The sequence below is a fragment of the Amycolatopsis sp. NBC_00348 genome, from assembly GCF_036114655.1.
Lineage (GTDB): Bacteria > Actinomycetota > Actinomycetes > Mycobacteriales > Pseudonocardiaceae > Amycolatopsis.
Genome location: NZ_CP107994.1, coordinates 7469510 through 7489199, shown reverse-complemented (window position 1 = coordinate 7489199; position 19690 = coordinate 7469510). Strand labels below are relative to the sequence as shown.

Annotated in this window: 19 protein-coding genes and 2 riboswitches; of the genes, 11 read left to right on the top strand and 8 right to left on the bottom strand. The window is 71.2% G+C overall.

Features of this window, described 5'->3' with window-relative positions; all coding sequences use genetic code 11:
* Positions 1–3 precede the first annotated feature (3 nt).
* The gene (locus OHS58_RS32850) at positions 4–759 is read left to right on the top strand and encodes a GntR family transcriptional regulator (RefSeq protein ID WP_328645068.1); all 756 of its coding nucleotides are present in this window, start codon (positions 4–6) and stop codon (positions 757–759) included.
* Between the two features lie 43 nt (positions 760–802).
* Positions 803–2341 (top strand): MFS transporter, encoded by a 1539-nt coding sequence (locus tag OHS58_RS32845; RefSeq protein ID WP_328645067.1) that lies wholly within the window; start codon positions 803–805, stop codon positions 2339–2341.
* Position 2342: 1 nt separating this feature from the next.
* Here OHS58_RS32845 and OHS58_RS32840 read toward each other — a convergent pair whose 3' ends face one another.
* Positions 2343–3290: a threonine ammonia-lyase gene (locus OHS58_RS32840; protein WP_328645066.1), complete on the bottom strand. Its 948-nt coding sequence runs from the start codon at positions 3288–3290 to the stop codon at positions 2343–2345.
* A gap of 146 nt (positions 3291–3436) precedes the next feature.
* Between OHS58_RS32840 and OHS58_RS32835 the strand changes: the two genes are divergently transcribed.
* Entirely contained in the window at positions 3437–4177 is a 741-nt protein-coding gene (locus tag OHS58_RS32835) for a hypothetical protein (protein ID WP_328645065.1), read from the top strand.
* A 62-nt stretch (positions 4178–4239) separates the two neighbouring features.
* On the opposite strand, the gene thiE is transcribed toward OHS58_RS32835, so the two are convergent.
* A complete protein-coding gene (gene thiE / locus OHS58_RS32830; protein ID WP_328645064.1) occupies positions 4240–4899 on the bottom strand; it encodes a thiamine phosphate synthase in 660 nt (219 codons plus the stop codon).
* Positions 4900–4930: 31 nt separating this feature from the next.
* A riboswitch (TPP riboswitch) is annotated at positions 4931–5036 on the top strand.
* On the opposite strand from thiE, the gene thiO reads away from it, so the two are divergent.
* The 4 genes from thiO to OHS58_RS32810 all read left to right on the top strand — a co-directional run bounded on the left by thiO (position 5030) and on the right by OHS58_RS32810 (position 7596).
* Positions 5030–6106 carry a glycine oxidase ThiO gene (gene thiO / locus OHS58_RS32825; protein ID WP_328645063.1) on the top strand — a complete coding sequence of 359 codons (1077 nt, stop codon included), beginning with the start codon at positions 5030–5032 and terminating at the stop codon, positions 6104–6106. (Overlaps the previous riboswitch by 7 nt.)
* On the top strand, positions 6106–6306 hold the full coding sequence (gene thiS / locus OHS58_RS32820) for a sulfur carrier protein ThiS (protein WP_326957193.1): 201 nt from the start codon (positions 6106–6108) through the stop codon (positions 6304–6306). The genes thiO and thiS overlap by 1 nt, the downstream gene beginning before the upstream one ends.
* A gap of 1 nt (position 6307) precedes the next feature.
* Positions 6308–7066 carry a thiazole synthase gene (locus OHS58_RS32815; RefSeq protein ID WP_326944754.1) on the top strand — a complete coding sequence of 253 codons (759 nt, stop codon included), beginning with the start codon at positions 6308–6310 and terminating at the stop codon, positions 7064–7066.
* A gap of 98 nt (positions 7067–7164) precedes the next feature.
* The gene (locus OHS58_RS32810; protein ID WP_247058610.1) at positions 7165–7596 is read left to right on the top strand and encodes a MarR family winged helix-turn-helix transcriptional regulator; all 432 of its coding nucleotides are present in this window, start codon (positions 7165–7167) and stop codon (positions 7594–7596) included.
* Here OHS58_RS32810 and OHS58_RS32805 read toward each other — a convergent pair.
* The gene (locus OHS58_RS32805; protein WP_247058609.1) at positions 7593–8396 is read right to left on the bottom strand and encodes an ion transporter; all 804 of its coding nucleotides are present in this window, start codon (positions 8394–8396) and stop codon (positions 7593–7595) included. The genes OHS58_RS32810 and OHS58_RS32805 overlap by 4 nt on opposite strands.
* Before the next feature lie 320 nt (positions 8397–8716).
* Complete coding sequence (gene thiD, locus OHS58_RS32800; protein ID WP_328645062.1) at positions 8717–9544, bottom strand: bifunctional hydroxymethylpyrimidine kinase/phosphomethylpyrimidine kinase; 828 nt, start codon at positions 9542–9544, stop codon at positions 8717–8719.
* A 111-nt stretch (positions 9545–9655) separates the two neighbouring features.
* Between thiD (OHS58_RS32800) and OHS58_RS32795 the strand changes: the two genes are divergently transcribed.
* On the top strand, positions 9656–10666 hold the full coding sequence (locus OHS58_RS32795) for a phosphatidylinositol-specific phospholipase C domain-containing protein (protein ID WP_328645061.1): 1011 nt from the start codon (positions 9656–9658) through the stop codon (positions 10664–10666).
* On the opposite strand, the gene OHS58_RS32790 is transcribed toward OHS58_RS32795, so the two are convergent.
* Positions 10663–11586 carry an NADP-dependent oxidoreductase gene (locus OHS58_RS32790; RefSeq protein WP_328645060.1) on the bottom strand — a complete coding sequence of 308 codons (924 nt, stop codon included), beginning with the start codon at positions 11584–11586 and terminating at the stop codon, positions 10663–10665. The genes OHS58_RS32795 and OHS58_RS32790 overlap by 4 nt on opposite strands.
* 91 nt (positions 11587–11677) lie before the next feature.
* Between OHS58_RS32790 and OHS58_RS32785 the strand changes: the two genes are divergently transcribed.
* Both OHS58_RS32785 and OHS58_RS32780 read left to right on the top strand, forming a co-directional pair.
* A complete protein-coding gene (locus OHS58_RS32785; RefSeq protein ID WP_247058605.1) occupies positions 11678–12073 on the top strand; it encodes a winged helix-turn-helix transcriptional regulator in 396 nt (131 codons plus the stop codon).
* Between the two features lie 92 nt (positions 12074–12165).
* On the top strand, positions 12166–13677 hold the full coding sequence (locus OHS58_RS32780) for an alkaline phosphatase family protein (protein WP_328645059.1): 1512 nt from the start codon (positions 12166–12168) through the stop codon (positions 13675–13677).
* 44 nt (positions 13678–13721) lie between these two features.
* On the opposite strand, the gene thiD (OHS58_RS32775) is transcribed toward OHS58_RS32780, so the two are convergent.
* From thiD (OHS58_RS32775) to OHS58_RS32765, 3 genes are all read right to left on the bottom strand, one after another.
* Complete coding sequence (gene thiD, locus OHS58_RS32775) at positions 13722–14522, bottom strand: bifunctional hydroxymethylpyrimidine kinase/phosphomethylpyrimidine kinase (protein ID WP_326944749.1); 801 nt, start codon at positions 14520–14522, stop codon at positions 13722–13724.
* On the bottom strand, positions 14519–16153 hold the full coding sequence (gene thiC / locus OHS58_RS32770) for a phosphomethylpyrimidine synthase ThiC (protein WP_328645058.1): 1635 nt from the start codon (positions 16151–16153) through the stop codon (positions 14519–14521). The genes thiD (OHS58_RS32775) and thiC overlap by 4 nt, the downstream gene beginning before the upstream one ends.
* A riboswitch (TPP riboswitch) is annotated at positions 16147–16271 on the bottom strand. Its footprint overlaps the gene before it by 7 nt.
* A 50-nt stretch (positions 16272–16321) precedes the next feature.
* A complete protein-coding gene (locus OHS58_RS32765) occupies positions 16322–17233 on the bottom strand; it encodes a S1C family serine protease (RefSeq protein WP_247058602.1) in 912 nt (303 codons plus the stop codon).
* Positions 17234–17439: 206 nt separating this feature from the next.
* Between OHS58_RS32765 and OHS58_RS32760 the strand changes: the two genes are divergently transcribed.
* The gene (locus tag OHS58_RS32760; RefSeq protein WP_328645057.1) at positions 17440–19605 is read left to right on the top strand and encodes a glycoside hydrolase family 15 protein; all 2166 of its coding nucleotides are present in this window, start codon (positions 17440–17442) and stop codon (positions 19603–19605) included.
* Positions 19606–19690: the final 85 nt, after the last annotated feature.

Sequence of the window (19690 nt, the reverse complement as noted above, 5' to 3'; positions counted from 1 at the left end):
GGCATGTTGGACACCACCACCGCGGGCGAGGCGGGTGCCGTCGCCGGGATGCGCGGTCAGCGAGAGCCCAAGTACTGGGCACTGAAACAGCACCTGCTGGACCTGCTCGACGTGCTGCCGCCCGGGTCGCCGATCCCGACGGAACGCGCGCTCGCCGGGGAGTTCACGGTCTCCCGCACCACCGTGCGCCAGGCGCTGGCCGACCTCACCGCCGAGGGCCGGCTGCACCGTGTGCAGGGAAAAGGCACCTTCGCGGCCGAGCCGAAGCTCGCCCAGCGGCTGCAGTTGTCCTCCTACACCGAGGACATGCGCAAGCAGGGCCTGAAGCCGTCGTCCAAGCTCCTGGAAGTCGAGGAGCTCCCGGTCGAGGGCGATCTGGCGAAACTGCTCGGAATCCGGGCGGGCGCGAAAATTCTTCGCCTTCGACGGCTTCGACTGGCGGATTCCCAGCCGATGGCACTGGAGACGACGCACCTGCCGCTCGGCCGCTTCCGCGGCTTGCGCAAGCACGTCTCGGCGGGCGCGTCGTTGTACGCCGTTCTGCGGGAGCACTACGGCGTCGAACTGGAACGCGCGGAGGAGACGATCGAGACGTCGCTCGCCGGGCCGCAGGAAGCGGAGATGCTCGGGGCGGACGTCGGCATGCCGGTGCTGATGCTGACGCGGCACTCGTTCGCCACCGACGGCAAGCCGGTGGAGTTCGCCCGCGCGATCTACCGGGGGGACCGCTACAAGTTCGTCACGACGCTGATGCCGTAGGGCCAGGTTGACGGGGGGTCTTCGGGCACGGTGGAGTGTGCTGGTGACAGCCACCGAAGACACCGGGATCCGGTGGGGGACGCACGCCGCGCGCGGCGTGCTCGCCACGACCATCCTCGGCTCCGGCATGGCGATGCTCGACGGCACGATCGTCAACGTCGCCCTGCCCCGCATCGGCACCGAGCTGGGGGCGTCCGTCGCCGGGCTCCAGTGGATCCTCGACGGCTACATGCTGGCGCTCGCCGCGCTCATCCTGGTCGCCGGCTCGCTCGGCGACCGGTACGGCCGGCGCCGCATGTACCTCATCGGCGTCGTCTGGTTCGGCGTCGCGTCCGGGCTCTGCGCCGCCGCGACGTCGACCGAGATGCTCGTCGCGACGCGCATCCTGCAGGGCATCGGCGGCGCGCTCCTGACGCCCGGGTCGCTGGCGATCCTCCAGTCGTCCTTCGCGCACGACGCGCGCGCCCGCGCGATCGGCGCGTGGTCCGGCCTCGGCGGCATCGCGGCCGCCGCCGGCCCGCTGCTCGGCGGGCTGCTGGTCCAGCTGTGGTCGTGGCGGCTGGCCTTCCTGATCAACGTGCCGATCGCGGTCGCCGTCGTCTTCATGGCGCGCAAGTTCGTGCCCGAGTCGCGGGACGAGGAAGCGACCGGGCACCCGGACTTCGGCGCCGCCGCGCTCGGCGCGATCGGCCTCGCCGGGATCACCGGCGCGCTGGTCGAGGCGCCGGGACGCGGCATCGGCGACCCGATCGTGCTGGTCGCGGGCGTGCTGGGGATCGCGGGGCTGGCCGCGTTCGTGTTCGTCCAGCACCGCTCGCGGGAGCCGCTGGTGCCGCCGTCGCTGTTCCGCGACCGGACGTTCACCCTGTCCAACGCGCTGACCTTCGCCATGTACGCGGCGCTCGGCGGCGTGCTGATGCTGCTGGTCATGCAGCTGCAGGTCTCGCTCGGCTACTCGCCGACCGCGGCCGGCCTGTCCGGCCTGCCGCTCACGGTGATCATGCTGCTGCTCTCGGGCCGCTCGGGCGCGCTCGCGCAGCGCATCGGCCCGCGGACGCAGCTGGTGGTCGGGCCGATCGTCGTCGGCATCGGGATGCTGCTGATGCTGCGCATCGCGCCCGGCGCGTCCTACCTCGGGGCCGTGCTGCCCGCGGTCGTCGTGTTCGGGCTGGGCCTGGCGACCGTGGTGGCCCCGGTGACCGCGACGGTGCTCGCCGCGGCCCCGGACCGCTACGCCGGCGTCGCGTCGGGCGTCAACAACGCGATCGCCCGCTCCGGCGGCCTGCTGGCGGTGGCGGTGCTGCCCGCCGCGGCCGGGCTGACCGGCGAGGCGTACAACGACCCGGTCGCGCTGACCGCGGGCTGGCGGACGGCGTTGATCATCTGCGCGGTCCTGGCCATCGCCGGCGGGCTGATCGCGCTCGGCATCCACAACGGCGTCCTCGCGCCGCCCACCCCCACGCCCGCGCCGCCGGCCGCGGACGAGTCGTCCCACCCGGACGAGGCGCCGCACCTGGGCGAGTGCTTCAGCTGCGGGGTCGAGGGCCCGCCGACGCACGTGCGCCGGGGGACCCCCGCCTGACTCAGGCCAGGATCTCCGCGAACAGCGCCGGGTCGACGTTGCCACCGGAGACGATCGCGACCGTGCGGCCGGTGGGCAGCTCGGCCGCGTGGTGCAGGTAGGCCGCCGTCGTCACCGCGCCGCTGGGCTCGGCGACCAGGCGGGCCTTTTGCGCCAGCGTCCGGACGGCGTCGCGGATCTCGTCCTCGGTGACCGTGACCATGGCGTCGACGACCTTCGTGAGGTGCGCGAAGGTCAGCTCGGACGGCTGCGCGCGCAGGCCGTCGGCGATCGTGCGGGCGCGGTCGGCCATCGGCCAGTCGACCTGGCGGCCCAGCCGCAGGCCTTCGGTCGCGTCGCCGGCCAGCGCGGGCTCGACGCCGATGACCCGCGCCCGCGGGCAGCGCGCCTTGATCGCGGTGCCGACGCCGGCGGCGAGCCCGCCGCCGCTCACCGGCACCAGCACGACGTCGACGTCCGGCAGGTCCTCGGCGATCTCCAGGCCCGCGGTGCCCTGCCCGGCGATGATCGCCGCGTGGTCGTAGGGCGGGACGAGGGTCAGCCCGCGTTCGGCGGCCAGTTCGTGCGCTTTGGCCTCGTGTTCGCCGATCGGCACCTCGATCACCTCGGCGCCGTAGGAGCGGGTGGCCTCGACCTTGATCCGCGGCGCGACGTCCGGCACGACGATCACCGCGGGCACGCCGTACCGCTGCGCCGCGTACGCGACGGCCTGCGCGTGGTTGCCGCTCGAGTAGGCGATGACGCCGCGGGCGCGCGTCGCGTCGTCGAGGGTGCCGATCGCGTTGAACGCGCCGCGCACCTTGAACGCGCCGATCGGTTGCAGGCTCTCGGGTTTGAGCCACAAGGACTTGCGCGGGTCCCACGTTTGGAGCAACAGCGGCGTGCGCACGGCGACACCTTCGACGCGCTTCGCGGCCGCCTCGATGTCGGAGATCGTGACCAGTTCCATGTGCCGAGTATGTCAAGAAACCGTTCGGTTTACACTGTCCATAGTGGACGGTCAACGTGGCGCTCCTCACGCTGCGGCAACGAGGGGAGTTTCCCGCGCGCCTTACACGTTGGACAGGGGAGAAGACTTACTACCGGATCGGGATCATGAGCAAGGAGAACGCAGCGACTTCCGAAACGAAGGAAGCGAAGTCAGGACTGCGCATCGCGCAGGTGATGGCGGCGGCGCTCGCGGCGGTGACGGCGGCGCTGCTGGGGTCGACACTCGGCGTGGCGGGCACGGTGGCCGGCGCGGGCGTGGCGAGCGTGATCACCACGGTCGGCGGCGAGGTGTACCTGCGCTCACTGCAGCGCACGCGCGCGGCCGCGTCGAAGGCCCGCCAGCTGGCGACGTCGGGGATCCGCCGCCGAGGTGGCGCCGAGGTGCCCTTGGCCGAGCAACCCACGGTCCGGCTGAAGCGCCCGGACGACCTGCCCACGGACGGTCCGGACGACGAGCCGGGCAGGCTGCGAAAACTGCGCTGGCCGCTGATCATCGGCACGAGCGTGGTGGCCTTCGCGGTGGCGATCCTGGCGATGGTCAGCGTGGACGCGGCCACGGGCGGCAAGGTAGCGGGCGGCACGGGAGCGGGCATCGGCAAGATCTTCGGCAGCGGCTCGGGCCCCTCGACCCCGACCCCGTCGACGACGCCCTCGACCTCGACGAACGACACCCAGGACTCACCGACGGACACGTCGTCGACGACGACGCAGTCGAACACCCCACCGACGACCTCGTCGGACACACCGACCACCACCCCGACAACGCCGAGCGCGACCTCCCAGAAGCCGACAACCTCGGCGGCACCCCCGACCAGCCAGGGCGCGGCGTCCACCCCGACCCCGTAAAGCCGTGAAGGACTCCTTACCGGCCATAAGAGCCGGTAAGGAGTCCTTCACGGACTTCAGTGTCAGACCAGGTGGGAGCGCAGTTCGCGGGCTGCCGCAGCCGGGTCCTCCGCCTCCGTGATCGCCCGGACCACCACGATCCGCGACGCTCCCGCCGCCAGGACCTCCGGCAAGCGCGGGACGTCGATGCCGCCGATCGCGAACCACGGCCGGGACACCGCGGCGGCGGCCGTGGAACGGACCAGGTCCAGGCCCGGCGCCGAACGCCCCGGCTTGGTCGGCGTCGGCCAGCAGGGGCCCGTGCAGAAGTAGTCGACCCCCGGTTCGGACGAAGCCGCGAGCGCCTGGTCAAGAGAGTGCGTCGAGCGGCCGATCACCACGTCGTCGCCCACGATGCGGCGGGCCAGGGGGACCGGGATGTCGTCCTGGCCCAGGTGGAGGACGTCCGCGCCGACCGCCAGGGCCACGTCCGCCCGGTCGTTCACCGAGAGCAGTGCTCCGTGACGCTCGCACGCCTCCGCCAGCACCTCCAGCGCCGCGATCTCGCCGGCGGCTTCCAACGCGCCGGTCTTGTCGCGCAGCTGGATGATGTCGACGCCGCCGGACAGGGCCGCGTCGGCGAACGCGGCGAGGTCGCCGCGGGTCGTTCGGGCGTCCGTGCACAGGTACAGACGCGCGGTGTCGAGGCGGGCGCGGATCTTGTCACCGGAGAGGGCGGGCATAGCGGCGACCGTACCTGGCGAGCTAGGGTGGCCGAGTCCGCACGGGAGCCCGAGGCACGGGCTGAGAGGGAGCTGCCGCTCCGACCGTGGAACCTGATCCGGGTCATGCCGGCGCAGGGAGCGTGATCCCATGACGAACACCGTGGCCGTGGTAGGTGCCGGCGTGATCGGCCTGTCCGCGGCGTGGCGCGCGGCCGCGAAAGGTCACGCGGTCACCGTTTACGACCCCGAACCCGTGCGCGGCGGCGCGTCCTGGCTGGCCGGCGGCATGCTCGCCCCGGTCACCGAGGCCTGGCCGGGTGAGGAAGACGTCCTCGCCCTCGGCGAAGAGTCGCTGCGCCGCTGGCCCGGATTCGCGCGCGACCTCAGCCAAGAGGGCGTCGACCCCGGGCTTGCCGAGCATGGGACGCTGGTCGTCGCCTTCGACAGCGCCGACGCCGGGCACCTCGACATCCTCGCCGGCCACCTGCAGTCCCTCGGCCGCGCGGCCGAGCGCCTCACCGGGCGCGAGGCCAAGCGGCTCGAACCCGGCGTCGGGTCCGTCCGAAGTGGACTGCACGTGCCCGGCGACCTGGCCGTGGACAACCGGAAACTGCTCAACGCGCTGTACGCGGCCTGCGTCAACCACCAAGTCCGGTTCGTCCGCGAACGCGTCGAAACGATCCCGGACGCCGACGCCGTCGTGCTCGCCGCCGGCGCCTGGACCGGCCGGCTGCACCCGAAACTGGCCGACGCCGTCCGCCCGCTCAAGGGCGAGATCCTCCGGCTGAAACCGCGCCGCGGCTGCCTGCCGCCGCCGACGCGGACCGTCCGCGCCGTCGTCGAAGGCCGGCCGATCTACCTCGTCCCGCGCGGCGACCAGGAGCTCGTCCTCGGCGCGACGCAGTACGAAGCGGGCTTCGACCAGGCCGTCACCGCGCGCGGCGTCCGCGAGCTGATCGAGGGCGCCGAGCGCGTCTTCCCGGCGATCACCGAGTACGAGCTGGTCGAGACGGCCGCGGGCCTGCGCGCCGGCAGCCGCGACGCGCTGCCGTACCTCGGCGTCCTGGCCGACGGCGTCTACGCCGCGACCGGGCACCACCGCAACGGCCTGCTGCTGGCCCCCGTGACCGCGGCCGCCGTGGTCGCCTGGCTCGAAGGTGAGAAGCCGCCCGAAGGCGTCGAAGCGGCTTCACCCGCCCGCCTGCACCAGAAGGAGCACGTGTGATGGAGATCAAGCTCAACGGCAAGTGGACGGAGTTCCCGGACGACGCGACCGTCGCCGACGTCCTCGACGCCACCGGCGGGCAGCGGCCCGGCATCGCCGTCGCGGTCGACGGCGTGGTCGTCCGGCGCGGCGACTGGGCCGCCACCGCCGTCCCCAAGGGCGCGGCGCTCGACGTGCTCACCGCCGTCCAGGGAGGCTGAAGTGGACGAAGCACCGCTCGTCATCGGCACGCACAAGCTGTCGTCACGGCTGATCATCGGCACCGGCGGCGCGGCGAACCTCGCCGTGCTCGAACGGGCGCTGGTCGCGTCCGGCACCGAGCTGACCACCGTCGCCATGCGCCGCGCCGACGCCGAGGGCGGCTCCGGCGTCCTGGAACTGCTCCGGCGCCTCGGGATCGAGCTGCTGCCGAACACCGCGGGCTGCCGCACCGCCGCCGAAGCCGTGCTCACCGCGCGGCTGGCGCGCGAGGCGCTCGGTACCGATCTGATCAAGCTCGAAGTCCACGCGGACGACCGGACACTGCTCCCGGACCCCGTCGAAACCCTCGACGCGGCCGAGCAGCTGGCCGCCGACGGGTTCACCGTGTTCGTCTACACGAACGACGACCCGGTGCTCGCGCTGCGCCTGGAGGAGGCCGGCTGCGCCGCCGTGATGCCGCTGGGCGCGCCGATCGGCACCGGCCTCGGGATCCGGAATCCGCACAACATCGAGCTGATCGTCTCGCGAGCGGGCGTCCCGGTGATCCTCGACGCTGGAATCGGCACCGCGTCGGACGCCACCCTGGCGATGGAGCTCGGCTGCGACGCCGTCCTGCTGTCCACCGCGGTCACCCGGGCCAGCGACCCCGAGCGGATGGCCGCGGCGATGCGGTCGGCCGTCGTCGCCGGGCGGCTGGCCCGCGGCGCGGGACGGGTGCCGCAGCGCTTCTGGGCGCAGGCGTCGAGCCCGCCGCGGTGAACCGGAGCGCCTTAACACCGAACCTGCACCGCCAACCCGTAAGGTAGACGGAACTTTCCGGCGCACCCGCGCACGGGTGAGGGCAGAAGGAGCCAGCCGTGACCACATCGGTTCAGGACACCTCGGGCAGGTTGTACCTCGCCGTGGGAAGGCTGTCCCGGTCACTGCGCCAGGCCGGTGTGCCGGGCCCCGGCCACGGCGCGATCTCCGCGCTCGCGACCCTGGTCCACGCCGGCCAGCTGCGCCTCGGCGACCTCGCGGCCAAGGAGGGTGTCGCGGCGGCGACCATGTCGCGGATCATCGCGTCCCTGGTCGAGGCCGGGTACGTCAGCCGCGAGTCCGACCCGGTCGACCGGCGGGCGTGGCTGGCGAAGGCCACCGAAGAGGGCGAGCGGCTCGTGTCCGGCGTCCGGTCGACGCGCGTCCAGGAGCTGAACCGGCGGCTCGACAAGCTGTCGCCGGAGCACCGCGAGGCGCTGACCACGGCACTCCCGGCGCTCGAAGCGCTGATCGCCGACGAAGACCGCTAAGCGGCGTTCTGCCGCAGCTCGGCCAGCTCCGCGCGCAGGGCGCGGAGCTCTTCGAGGATCTCGCGGTTCGCTTCGGCCTGCGTCGCGGCCTGCTTCGCCTCTTCTTCGCGGATGTCCTGGCGCAGCTCGTCCTCCATGCCGCTGACCACGACGGCGATGAAGAGGTTCAGCACCGCGAAGCTGGACACGAGGATGTAGACGACGAAGAAGATCCAGGCCATCGGTGCCTGCTGCATGATCTCCTTCGCGATGTCCGGCCACGCCTCGCCGGTCATCACCTGGAACAACGTGAACAACGACGTCCCGAGGTCGCCGAAGTTCTCCGGCGAGATCACGCCGAACAGCTTGGTCGCCATCACGCCGGCGACGAAGATGATCAGCCCGAGCAACGCGGCGATCGACGCCATCCCGGGGATCGCCGCGAGCAGCCCGGAGACGACCTTCCGCATCGACGGCACGACGGAGATCAGCCGCAGCACCCGGAGCACACGCAGCGACCGCAGCACCGCGAACGGCCCGGTCGCCGGGATCACCGCGATGCCGACGACCAGCAGGTCGAAGACGTTCCAGTTGTCCCGGAAGAACGCGCCGCGGTAGGCGTAGAACTTCGCCAGCAGCTCGGCGACGAAGATGCCGAGCGCGATGTGGTCGAGGGTGTGCAGGAGGCCGCCGTAGCCGTCGATCAGCGACGTCGACGTCTCCATGCCGAGGGTGACCGCGTTGAACACGATCACCGCGATGATGAAGTTCTGGAAGCGGCGGTCCTCGAGGAACCTCGCGACCCGTTCGCGCCCGGTCAAGGCCGTCCCCCGTTGTGGTCAAGGATCAGTAAACGAGGAAAGGGTAACCGGACGGGTACTCAGCGCTCTTCGGGTGCCAGCCGCCAGAAGGCCGGGGCCGGTGTGGTCCGGGCGCCGCGCGGTGCCGTGTCGCGCGGGCGCCCGGCGACCGGTTTGCCCGGGTGCCGGGCACGGGCCGCAGGAAGGGTGCGGCCGCGGCGGGGTGACCCGCGATCTTCGGGGGCCGGCTGCCGGACAGCCTGATTCGGTCGCCCCAGCGGAGGGTTTCGTGCGCGAAGACGGCGACCGGCGGGTCTTCGGGCGCAAGTCGTGACGGGTACTCAGCGCTCTTCGGGTGCCAGCCGCCAGAAGGCCGAGACCGGGCCGACCTTGGCGCCCATCGGGTACGCGTGCTCGACCGCCTGGGAGACGAACCACTTGCCGTAGCGGGCTGCTTCCACCACCGACATGCCCTTCGCCAGGCCTGCCGTCAGCGCCGACGCCATCGTGTCGCCCGCGCCGTGCGTGTGCTGGGTCGGGTAGCGCTCGCCCGGCAGCTCCACGAACGTCGAGCCGTCGAAGAGGAGGTCGACGCACTCCGGGTCCGCCTGCAGGTGGCCGCTCTTGACCAGGACGTAGCGCGGGCCCATCCGGTGCAGCACCACCGCCGCGGTGTGCATGCCCTCGCGGTCCTTCACTGTCATCCCGGTCAGCAGCCGGACCTCGTCGAGGTTCGGGGTGAGCACCGTCGCGCGCGGCAGGAGCTCGTCGCGCAGGGCGCGCAGGCCGGCGTCGTCGAACAGCGGGTGGCCGTGCATCGAAGCCGCGACCGGGTCGACGACGAACGGGATCTTCTCGTCGCGGCCGATCTCCGCCTTGTCGCACGCGGCCGCGACGGCGTCGATGATCTCGGCGGACGCCAGCATGCCCGTCTTGGCCGCGCCGACGCCCATGTCCGCCGCGACGGCCTCGATCTGCCCGGCCACGATGTGCGGCGGCAGGTCGGTGCGGTCGTGCACGCCCAGGGTGTTCTGCACCGTGACGGCGGTGACCGCGACCAGGCCGTGGACACCGCAGGTCAGGAACGTGCGCAGATCCGCTTGCAGACCGGCGGCGCCGCCGGAGTCCGAACCGGCGATGGTCAACGCGGTGGGCGGGCTCGTGGTCATTCTCTTCCCGACTTCTGGTCTAGGCCAATCGGCCGCTTTTGCTTCATCAACAGGCCACCACGGTGGCACATTGTGTGGGCTACTCACCAGTTACTGGGCGAAGGAGCCTGGATGAAGCTCTTCTCGGTGGTACTCCTCACGGCCGCTCTCATGTTCTCCGGGGCGACCGCCGCCAACGCGGACGGCCCGAAGCTCTCCCACGTCACGACGGTCGGCGTGCACAACACGTACGACCCGGCGGCCTACGACTACCTGGCCAGGGCGCTCGACGCCGGCTCGTCGCTGATCGAGCTCGACGTCTGGCCCGACTTCTTCACCCACGAGTGGAAGGTCAGCCACTCGAACCCGTTGGGAAACAGCAACAACTGCGTCGCGGCGACGTCGGCGGCGCAGCTGTACACCGGCGGGAAGAACAAGAACCTGGAGTACTGCCTCGACGACATCCGGATCTGGCTCGCGGCCCACCCGGGGCACACGCCGCTCACGCTCAAGCTCGAGATGAAGACCGGCTTCTCGGACAACACCGGCATGGGCCCGGACGAGCTGGACGCCACGTTCCGCGCGCACCTCGGCAGCGTCGCCTTCCGCCCGGGTGAGCTGCTCGGCAGCTACGGCACGCTCGACGACGCGGCCAAGGCGGACAACTGGCCGTCCGTGGACGCGCTGCGGGGCCGGGTGATCACCGAGATCATCCCGGGCACGGTCGAGGAGCAGAACCCGACCGACACGCTGAAGACCGACGTCGAGTACGGCCGCTACCTGCTCGGGCTCAAGAACGCCGGCCGGATCGGCGACGCCTACATCTTCCCGACCGTGCACGGCGCGGCCGGCGGTGACCCGCGGGACAAGTACACCGCCGACCTCAAGCCGTGGTTCGTGGTCTTCGACGGCGACGCGAACGCGTGGGTCACCCAGACCGGGCCGGGGTGGTACGACGCCAACCACTACTACGTCGTGATGACCGACGGCCAGAACGTCGCGCCGGCCATCGACGCCCACAACCCGACGGTCGAGCAGGCCAACCAGCGCGTCGCCGACCTGGCGAAGCAGCACGCGTCGGTGATCACGTCCGACTGGACCGGGCTCACGACGGTGCTGCCCCAGGTACTCGCCAGGGGTTAGACGGTCAGCACGAGCTTCCCGGACACCCGGCCGGACTCACCCAGCTCGTGCGCCTTCGCCGCGTCTTCCAGCGGGAAGGTCTGCTCCACGCGGACCTTCAGCTGACCGGCCTCGATCAGCTCGACGAGGCCGGTCAGCCCGCCGCGGTCCGGTTCGACGAGGATCCGCTCCGTCCGCACTTTCCGTTCGGCAGCAGCCTTTTCGACGCGGTCGCCGACGCCGCTGGGCACACCGATCAGCAGTCCGCCTTCCTTGATCGCCGGCAGCCAGCGCAGGTCGCTCTCCTCGCCGACGAGTCCGAAGTAGACGTCCACATCGGACGCCATCGCGGCTTCGTCGTGGTAGTCGATCGGCTCGTCGACGCCGAGTTCGCGCAGCAGGTCGTGCTTGCCCGCGCTGGCCGTGCCGAGCACGTACGCGCCGCGCGCCTTGGCGATCTGGACGGCGAGGTGCCCGACCCCGCCCGCGGCGGCGTCGACGAACACCCGCTGTCCGCTGTGGACGTTCGCGACGTCGACCAGGCCCTGCCAGGCGGTCAGCCCGGCCAGCGGCAGCGCGGCGGCCTCGGCGAACGAGAGTCCGGCGGGCTTGCGCACGAAGTGGCGCGAGGGCGCGGTGACGTACTCCGCGTAGGCGCTGGCCGGGCGCGGGAACCAGGGCATGCCGAGGACTTCGTCGCCCTGCCGGACGCCGGTGGCGCCGAAGCCGGCCTCCTCGACGACGCCGGCGACGTCCCAGCCGACGGTGAACGGCGGCTCGCCGAGGAACCCGCCGCCGGCGCGCACCTTCCAGTCGACCGGGTTGATCCCGGCGGCGTGCACGCGCACCAGGACCTCCGTGGGTCCGGGGACCGGCCGCGGTGCTTCGGTGACGGTCAGCACCTCCGGGCCGCCGAGTGCCTGCTGGGTCACGATGCGCATCTGTTCGCTCCTTCGTTCCGGGGTCGGCTCCTATACTCGGGCGGGTAGGCACTTTTCGCCAGAAGGCACTTCTTCGTAAAGTAGGTACCCGATGGAAACCACCTGCGACCAGGACGGACCCTGGGACGTCTACCTCCGCAGCTGCCCGTGCCGTGACGTGCTGGACCTGCTGGCCAACAAGTGGACGGCTCTGGTCCTGGGCGCGCTGGCCCGCGGCCCGCACCGCTTCGGCGAGCTGCGCCGCGCGGTCGACGGCGTCAGCCAGAAGATGCTGACCCAGAACCTCCGCCAGCTGGAGCGCGACGGCTTCCTGACGCGCACGGTCTACCCGACGACCCCGCCGTCGGTGGAGTACGCGCTCACGGACATGGGCGCCGAGGTCGGCGCGCACCTGATCGCGTTGAGCGCGTGGTCCCAGGCCAACTTCGGGCGGATCCGCTCGGCCCGCGAGTCCTACGACGGCCGGGAGCTGCAGCCGGTCCGCTGATGGCTCACCGGGTTTCGCCGCGCGTTCACCTCTTCGCCTTCGTGACTCCCTAACCTCCGGGTAACTCATCCGAACCAATTCCTGGAGGGTTCATGCGGAGACTGTTCTGCCTGGTCACGGCGCTGGTAGCGGCCGCGGGGCTGACCACCGGCGTGGCCGGGGGCGCGGCGAAGACGCCCAAGGTGCTGGTGATCGGGCTCGACGGCACGCGGTTCGACAAGCTCCTCGCCGCCGACACGCCGAACGTGCACGCGCTGGTCCAGCGCGGGTACTCGGCGCGGAGCTCGCTGTACGGCAGCGGGATGGCGCCGACGCTCAGCGGGCCCGGCTGGTCGTCGATCCTCACCGGCGTCTGGCCCGACAAGCACCTGGTGAAGGACAACGCGTTCACCGGCAGCAACCTGGCCGCCTACCCGAGCTGGCTGGCGCGCGCCGAGACGGCGAACCCGGCGCTCGACACGTACGCCGCCGTCGACTGGAAGCCGATCGGCGACAAGATCCTGCGCACCGGTCAGGACCGCAAGTACGTCCTGGACGGCGACAGCGCCGGCTACGAGAACACGGATCCGCAGCTCGCCGCGGACGCCGAGAAGCACCTGAAGCAGGACAAGGCCGACGCGTCATTCGTCTACTTCGGACAGACGGACGAGGCGGGCCACGCGCACGGCGCCGACTCACCGGAGTACGCGGCGACCCTGCGCGCGGACGACGCGTACCTCGGCCGGCTGCTGACGGCGATCAGCGCGCGACCCTCGTATTCGTCGGAAGACTGGCTGATCATGCTGACGACTGACCATGGCCACACCGGCCCCGGCGGCCACGGTGGCGACAGCCCCGAGGAGCGCATGACGTTCGTGGTCGCGGCGGGCGGCGCGGTGCCGGCCGGAACGCCCCCGGTGGCGCCGAAGATCGTCGACATCGCGCCGACGGCGTTGCGGCACCTGGGAATCCCGCTTTCCCTGGACGGCTACGCGCTGGGCTCGCTTCCCGCGGACCCGTTCGACTCGGCGGTCTTGAAGCCGCGGGCGGACGAAACGGGCGTCCCGGCGTCGGTGCCCGGCTGGACGCACGACGCGCCGTCGGGCTGGACGGTCCGCAACGCGTCGGCCATGCCCGCGGGTGTCACGGAGTGGCAGGGCTGGGCGTTCACGACGGACGACTTCTGGACGCGCACCGCGCCCGGGCAGGAGCGGGAGGCGAACGTGCGCACCCGGGGCGTCTTCGCGGTGGCGGACCCCGACGAGTGGGACGACAAGGGATCGCCGTCTTCGTCGGGGACCTTCGACTCTTCCCTGGTGTCACCGGCGCTTGCGGTGACCGGCAAGTCCACAGTGGACGTCGGGTTCATCTCGCACTACCGCCAGGACGGCACCCAGCGCGGCGCGCTGACGGTCTCCTTCGACGGCGGCGCGGAGCAGCCGGTCTTGTCGTACGGCCCGGAACCCTCGTCCGCGAACCGGGGTGGTGACGTCCTGTCCCAGCCGACAACGACGTCGGTGGCGGTCCCGCCGGGCGCTCGTTCGGCCCGCTTCACGTGGCGCCTCTACGCGGCGGGCAACAACTGGTACTGGGCGATCGACGCCCCGCGCTTGACGACCCGCTGACCCACGTCGTGAGTGGTAATTAGGGTTAGAACCCTAATTACCACTCACGAGGACCCGAGCACCCAGAACGGTGACACCGGGCCCACGCCCGCGCCGAGCGGGTAGGACTCCGCCACGCACCTCTCGATGAACCGCTTCCCCGCCGCCACCGCGTCCGGCACCGAGGCGCCCTTCGCCAGCGATGACGTGATCGCCGAGGCCATGGTGTCGCCGCCGCCGTGGGTGTTCTCCGTGTCGTAGCGGGGGCCGCTCAACGACAGGAACGAGGCGCCGTCGGTCAGGAGGTCTACGCACGTGCTGCCTGTCATGTGGCCGCCCTTGACCAGGACCCAGCGCGAACCGAAGGCCAGCAGTGCCTCGGCCGCCTCCCGTTGGGATGCGGGAGAAACCACCGAGATGCCCGTCAGCAGGCGGACCTCGTCCAGGTTCGGGGTGATCAGCGTCGCTCGGGGGAACAGCTCCGTGCGGATCGCCTCCAGGGCGTCCTCGCGCAGCAGCGCGTGGCCCGTCATCGACGCCGCCACCGGGTCGACCACCAGGGGGATGTCGCCGCCGACTTCGTCCAGGGTTTTGGCCACGGCTCGGATGATCTCCGCCGTCGCCAGCATGCCCGTCTTGGCCGCGTTGACGCCCATGTCCGTCGCCACGGCCTTGATCTGCGCGGCCACTACGTCGGCCGGGATCTCGGTGAAACCCTGCACTCCCAAGGAGTTCTGCACGGTGACGGCCGTCAGTGCGACCAGGCCGTGGACGCCGTGCGCGAAGAACGTGCGCAGGTCCGCCTGGATGCCCGCACCACCGCCGGAGTCGGATCCGGCGATGGTGAGGGCGGTGGGCGGTGTCACGGCTGCACCACGGGCAGGTAGACCTGGCCGCCGGACTCGGTGAACTCCGCCGACTTCGAAGCCATGCCGGCCTCGATGGCCTCCACAGTGGACAGACCGTGCTCCTCGGCGTACTTGCGGACGTCCTGCGTGATCCGCATCGAGCAGAACTTCGGCCCGCACATCGAGCAGAAGTGCGCGGTCTTGGCCGGCTCCGCGGGCAGGGTCTCGTCGTGGAACGCCCGCGCCGTGTCCGGGTCGAGCGACAAGTTGAACTGGTCGTTCCAGCGGAACTCGAAGCGCGCCTTGGACAGCTCGTCGTCCCACTCCTGCGCGTACTGGTGCCCCTTGGCCAGGTCGGCGGCGTGCGCGGCGATCTTGTACGTGATCACGCCGGTCTTGACGTCGTCGCGGTTCGGCAGGCCGAGGTGCTCCTTCGGCGTGACGTAACACAACATCGCCGTGCCGTACCAGCCGATCTGCGCCGCGCCGATGGCCGACGTGATGTGGTCGTACCCCGGCGCGATGTCCGTCGTGAGCGGACCGAGGGTGTAGAACGGCGCCTCGCCGCAGAGCCGTTCCTCCAGCTCGACGTTCTCCTTGATCTTGTGCATCGGCACGTGGCCGGGGCCCTCGATCATCACCTGGACGTCGTGCGAGCGCGCGAGGTGCGTCAGCTCGCCGAGGGTCTCCAGTTCGGCGAATTGCGCGCGGTCGTTGGCGTCGGCGATCGAGCCCGGGCGCAGGCCGTCGCCGAGGGAGAACGTGACGTCGTACTGGCGCAGCAGCTCGCAGAGTTCCTCGAAGTGCGTGTACAGGAAGGACTCCTGGTGGTGCGCGAGGCACCACGCCGCCATGATCGAGCCGCCGCGGCTGACGATGCCGGTGACGCGCCGCGCGGTCAGCGGGATGTAGCGCAGCAGCACGCCGGCGTGCACCGTGACGTAGTCGACGCCCTGCTCGCACTGCTCGACGATGGTGTCGCGGTAGACCTCCCACGACAGCTTTTCCGGTTCCCCGTCGACCTTTTCCAGCGCCTGGTAGATCGGCACGGTACCGACCGGCACCGGCGAGTTGCGGATGATCCACTCGCGCGTCTCGTGGATCCGCTTGCCGGTGGAGAGGTCCATGATGGTGTCGGCACCCCAGCGGGTGGCCCACACCATCTTGTCGACCTCTTCCTCGACCGACGACCAGACGGCCGAGTTCCCCATGTTCGCGTTGATCTTCACCAGGAAGTTCTTCCCGATGATCATCGGCTCGGACTCGGGGTGGCGCCGGTTGACCGGGATCACCGCGCGGCCGCTCGCGACCTCGGCGCGGACGAACTCCGGTGAAACCCGTTCGCGGGCGGCGATATACTCCATTTCCCTGGTGACGACGCCTTGTTTGGCCCATCCGAGCTGCGTGTTGTGCTCCCGGCCGTCGGCCCAGCCGGCCCGCAGCCGGTGCAGTCCACTGTGGACGTCGATGTTCGCTTCAGGGTCGGTGTACGGGCCCGAAGTGTCGTAGACGTCGAAGTGTTCGCCGTTCGAGAGGTCGATCCGGCGCGCGGGAACACGCAGTCCGGATTCGGTCTGGTGGTAGATCTTGTGCGAGCCCGTGATGGGCCCGGTCGTGACGGAGACGTCCTTGTTCTCCAGCGTTGTCAACGACTTTCACTCCCTACGCCGGCATTACCCGGTCAGGTTCATGCGGTCGGTGACACCCGGGACAAATCCCCAGTCACCCTCTCAGCCCGCCATGGCGCGAGCTCCCGCGTTGTGGTGTTGTGCCACCGACCATGCCACGCCGGGGCGCCAGACTCAAGTCCGCTCACCTCACCCGACCAGTTCGGCCGGTGTGGCGTAGACGTCGACCATGGCTCCGTTGCGCAGCACGGTGATCGGCAGTGCGGTGCCGATCACTTCGGCGAACAGCTGCCGCTGGATGCCCTGCGCGTCCGACACCCGGGCGCGGCCGACGGTCAGCACGAGATCGCCCGTTCGCAGCCCGGCGCGCTCGGCGGGCCCGCCGGAGACGACTTCGCGCACGCGCAGCCCGGCCTCCTGCCCGGTGCGCTCGGCGACGTCGTCGGGCAACGGCGCGGGCACGCCGACGACGCCGAGGTACGCCCGCCGCACCCGGCCTTCGACGACGAGCGTGTCGATGATCCGGCGCGTCGTCGAGTTGATCGGCACGGCGAGCCCGAGCCCGACGCCCGCGACGGCGGTGTTGATCCCGACGACGCGGCAGGCGGAGTCGGCGAGCGCGCCGCCGGAGTTGCCCGGGTTGAGCGCGGCGTCGGTCTGGATGACGTCCTCGATCACCCGGCCGGCGCGCCCGTGCCGCACCGGGAGCGCCCGGCCGAGCGCGCTGACGACGCCGGCGGTCACCGAGCCGGAGAAGCCGAGCGGACTGCCGATCGCCACCACGAGCTGCCCGACGACGAGGTGGTCGGCGTCCCCGAGCACGGCGGCGGACGGCGTCTCGTCCCGCGCCCGCAGCACGGCGAGATCGGACAGCGGATCGGCGCCGACGACGTCGAAGCGGGCTTCGCTGCCGTCGGCGAAGGTCGCGACGCCGTGGCGTTCGCCGTCGACGACGTGGGCGTTGGTCAGCAGGTAGCCGTCGTCGGCGAAGACGACCGCGGAGCCACTGCCGCGCCCGAGCTGAACCCCGGCGACGTGCGGGGTGACGGTCTTGGCGACCGTGCTGACCGCGCGCGAGTAGGCGTCCATCGCCTCGTCCATGAAGTACCTCGATTACACCGTTGCAGGTACTTCAAGTGTGCGCCGCGAACGGCCGGAAGTCCGTTCGCTGCTGGTGAACCGGCGGCGTGACCGGACCAGTGACGGTCAGTGGTTCACCGGTTCGGACCATGCGCCCGTGAAGAATCGGCGAGACACTGCCTGTCGCTTCTGTAACGGTGCAGAAGCGACATCACTGTGGGGTTGATATGCGCAAACTCATGGTTCCGGCACTCGCCGGGCTGCTGGTCACCGGGCTGATACCGGCGACCGCGGCGGCCCAGGGGACGGCTCCCGGCGCGCCCGGCGCCCATCCGAGCTGGCTACCCGCGAACAAGACCGGCTTCGGTACGGCCCACGATCGCGGCAGCAACGTCTGGTTCACGCTCCAGGGCGGGCAGCTGTCCGAGGTCTACTACCCGGACCTGTCCACGCCCAGCGTCCGCTCGATGGACTTCGTCGTCACCGACGGGCGCAGCTTCGCCGTCGCCGACAACACGGCCAAGTCGCAGCAGGTCCGGCGGACCGACGACGACAGCCTGACCTACGAGCAGACCATCACCGACGACCAGCACCGGTGGCGGCTGCGCAAGACCTACGTCACCGACCCGGCCGCGACGACCGTGCTGGTGGACGTCGACTTCCAGTCGCTCACCGGCCGGCCGTACCAGCTCTACGCGGTCGCCGACCCGGACCTGACCAACGACGGCTCCGACGACTCGGCCGCGCGCAAGGGTGACGCGCTCACCGCGTCGGACGCCACCAACGCCGCCGCCCTCACCGCGAAGCCCGGCTTCACGCGCACGAGCGTCGGTTACGCGGGCGCGTCCGACGGCGGCACCCAGCTCGCGAAGACGTTCAAGCTCGCGACCTACGACGCCGCGGGCAACGGCAACGTCGTGCTCACCGGGCAGACCGCGGCCGACGGCGTGCGCAGCCGGCACGTCACCCTCGCGCTCGGCATGGGCGCGAAGGCGGCCGACGCGCTCGGCAACGCACAGGCCTCGCAGCGACGCGGTTTCGGCGCCATCACCCGCGCCTACGACCGCGGCTGGGAGCAGTACCTGCGCGGGGTGAGCAAACCGCCGTCGTCGCTGAAGACCGACAGCGAGCGCGACCTCTACAAGGCGTCGATGCTGACGCTGGCCGCGAGCGAGGACAAGCACCACCCGGGCGCGTTCATCGCGTCGCCGAGCATGCCGTGGCGGTTCGGGAACAACGACCCGGAGTGGTCGCCGTCCGGCACCTACCACCTGGTCTGGCCGCGCGACCTCTACCAGATCGCGACCGGCCTGGCCGCCGGCGGCGACACGGCGGCCGCGAGCCGCGCGGTGACCTACATGTTCGGCACGCAGCAGCAGGCCGACGGCCACATGCCGCAGAACAGCCGGGTCGACGGCGTGCCGTACTGGACGTCGGTCCAGCTCGACGAAACCGCTTTCCCGATCGTGCTCGCGCAGCAGCTCGGGCGCAACGACGTCTGGCCCGGCGTGCGCAAGGCCGCCGACTTCCTGTTGTCCTACAAGGGTCCTGACGGCCAGGCGGCGCCGTGGACCCAGCAGGAGCGCTGGGAGGAGCAGGACGGCTGGTCCCCGTCGACCATCGCCTCGGTGATCGCCGGGCTCGTGTGCGCCGCGGACATCGCGTCGCACAACGGCGCGGCCGCCGACGCCAAGAGGTACCTCGCCGCGGCCGACAAGTTCAAGGCCGACCTGCCCAAGCAGACGATCACCACGAACGGGCCGCTGTCGAAGGACCCGTACTTCGTCCGGCTCACCAAGGACGGCAACGCCAACGCCGGAACGACGTACAACCTCGGCAACTCCAGCGTGACGATGGACCAGCGCGCGGTCACCGACGCCGGGTTCCTCGACCTGGTGCGCCTCGGCATCTACCGCGCCGACGACCCGGTGATCCGCAACAGCGTGCGCGTCACCGACAAGGAGATCTCGTTCACCACGCCGACCGGCCAGTTCTGGCACCGTTACACGAAGGACGGCTACGGCGAGCAGGCCGACGGCTCGCCGTGGGACTACACGTTCCCGGCCGAGAGCCGCACGACGTTCGGCCGGCTGTGGCCGCTGCTGGCCGGCGAACGCGGCGAGTACGAACTCACGCTGGGCCAGCCGTCTTCGGCCGCGCGGCGGCTGCGTGACCTCGGCCGGGTGAGCAGCTCGGCGGAGACCATGCCGGAGCAGGTGTGGGACGAGAACCCGCCGTCGGGTCAGACGGGGTTCCCGGCCGGCACCCCGAACAACTCGGCGACGCCGCTGGCCTGGACGCACGCGCAGTACGTCCGCCTGGCCTGGGACGTCAAGGCGGGCTCTGTGCTCGAAACCCCGCGCGTGGTCCGCTGCCACTTCCTCGGCTGCTGAGGTTCGCCAAAAGCCGTGAAGGCCTCCTTACCGGCTCTTATGGCCGGTAAGGAGGCCTTCACGGCTTTACGGAGTCCGGGGAGGA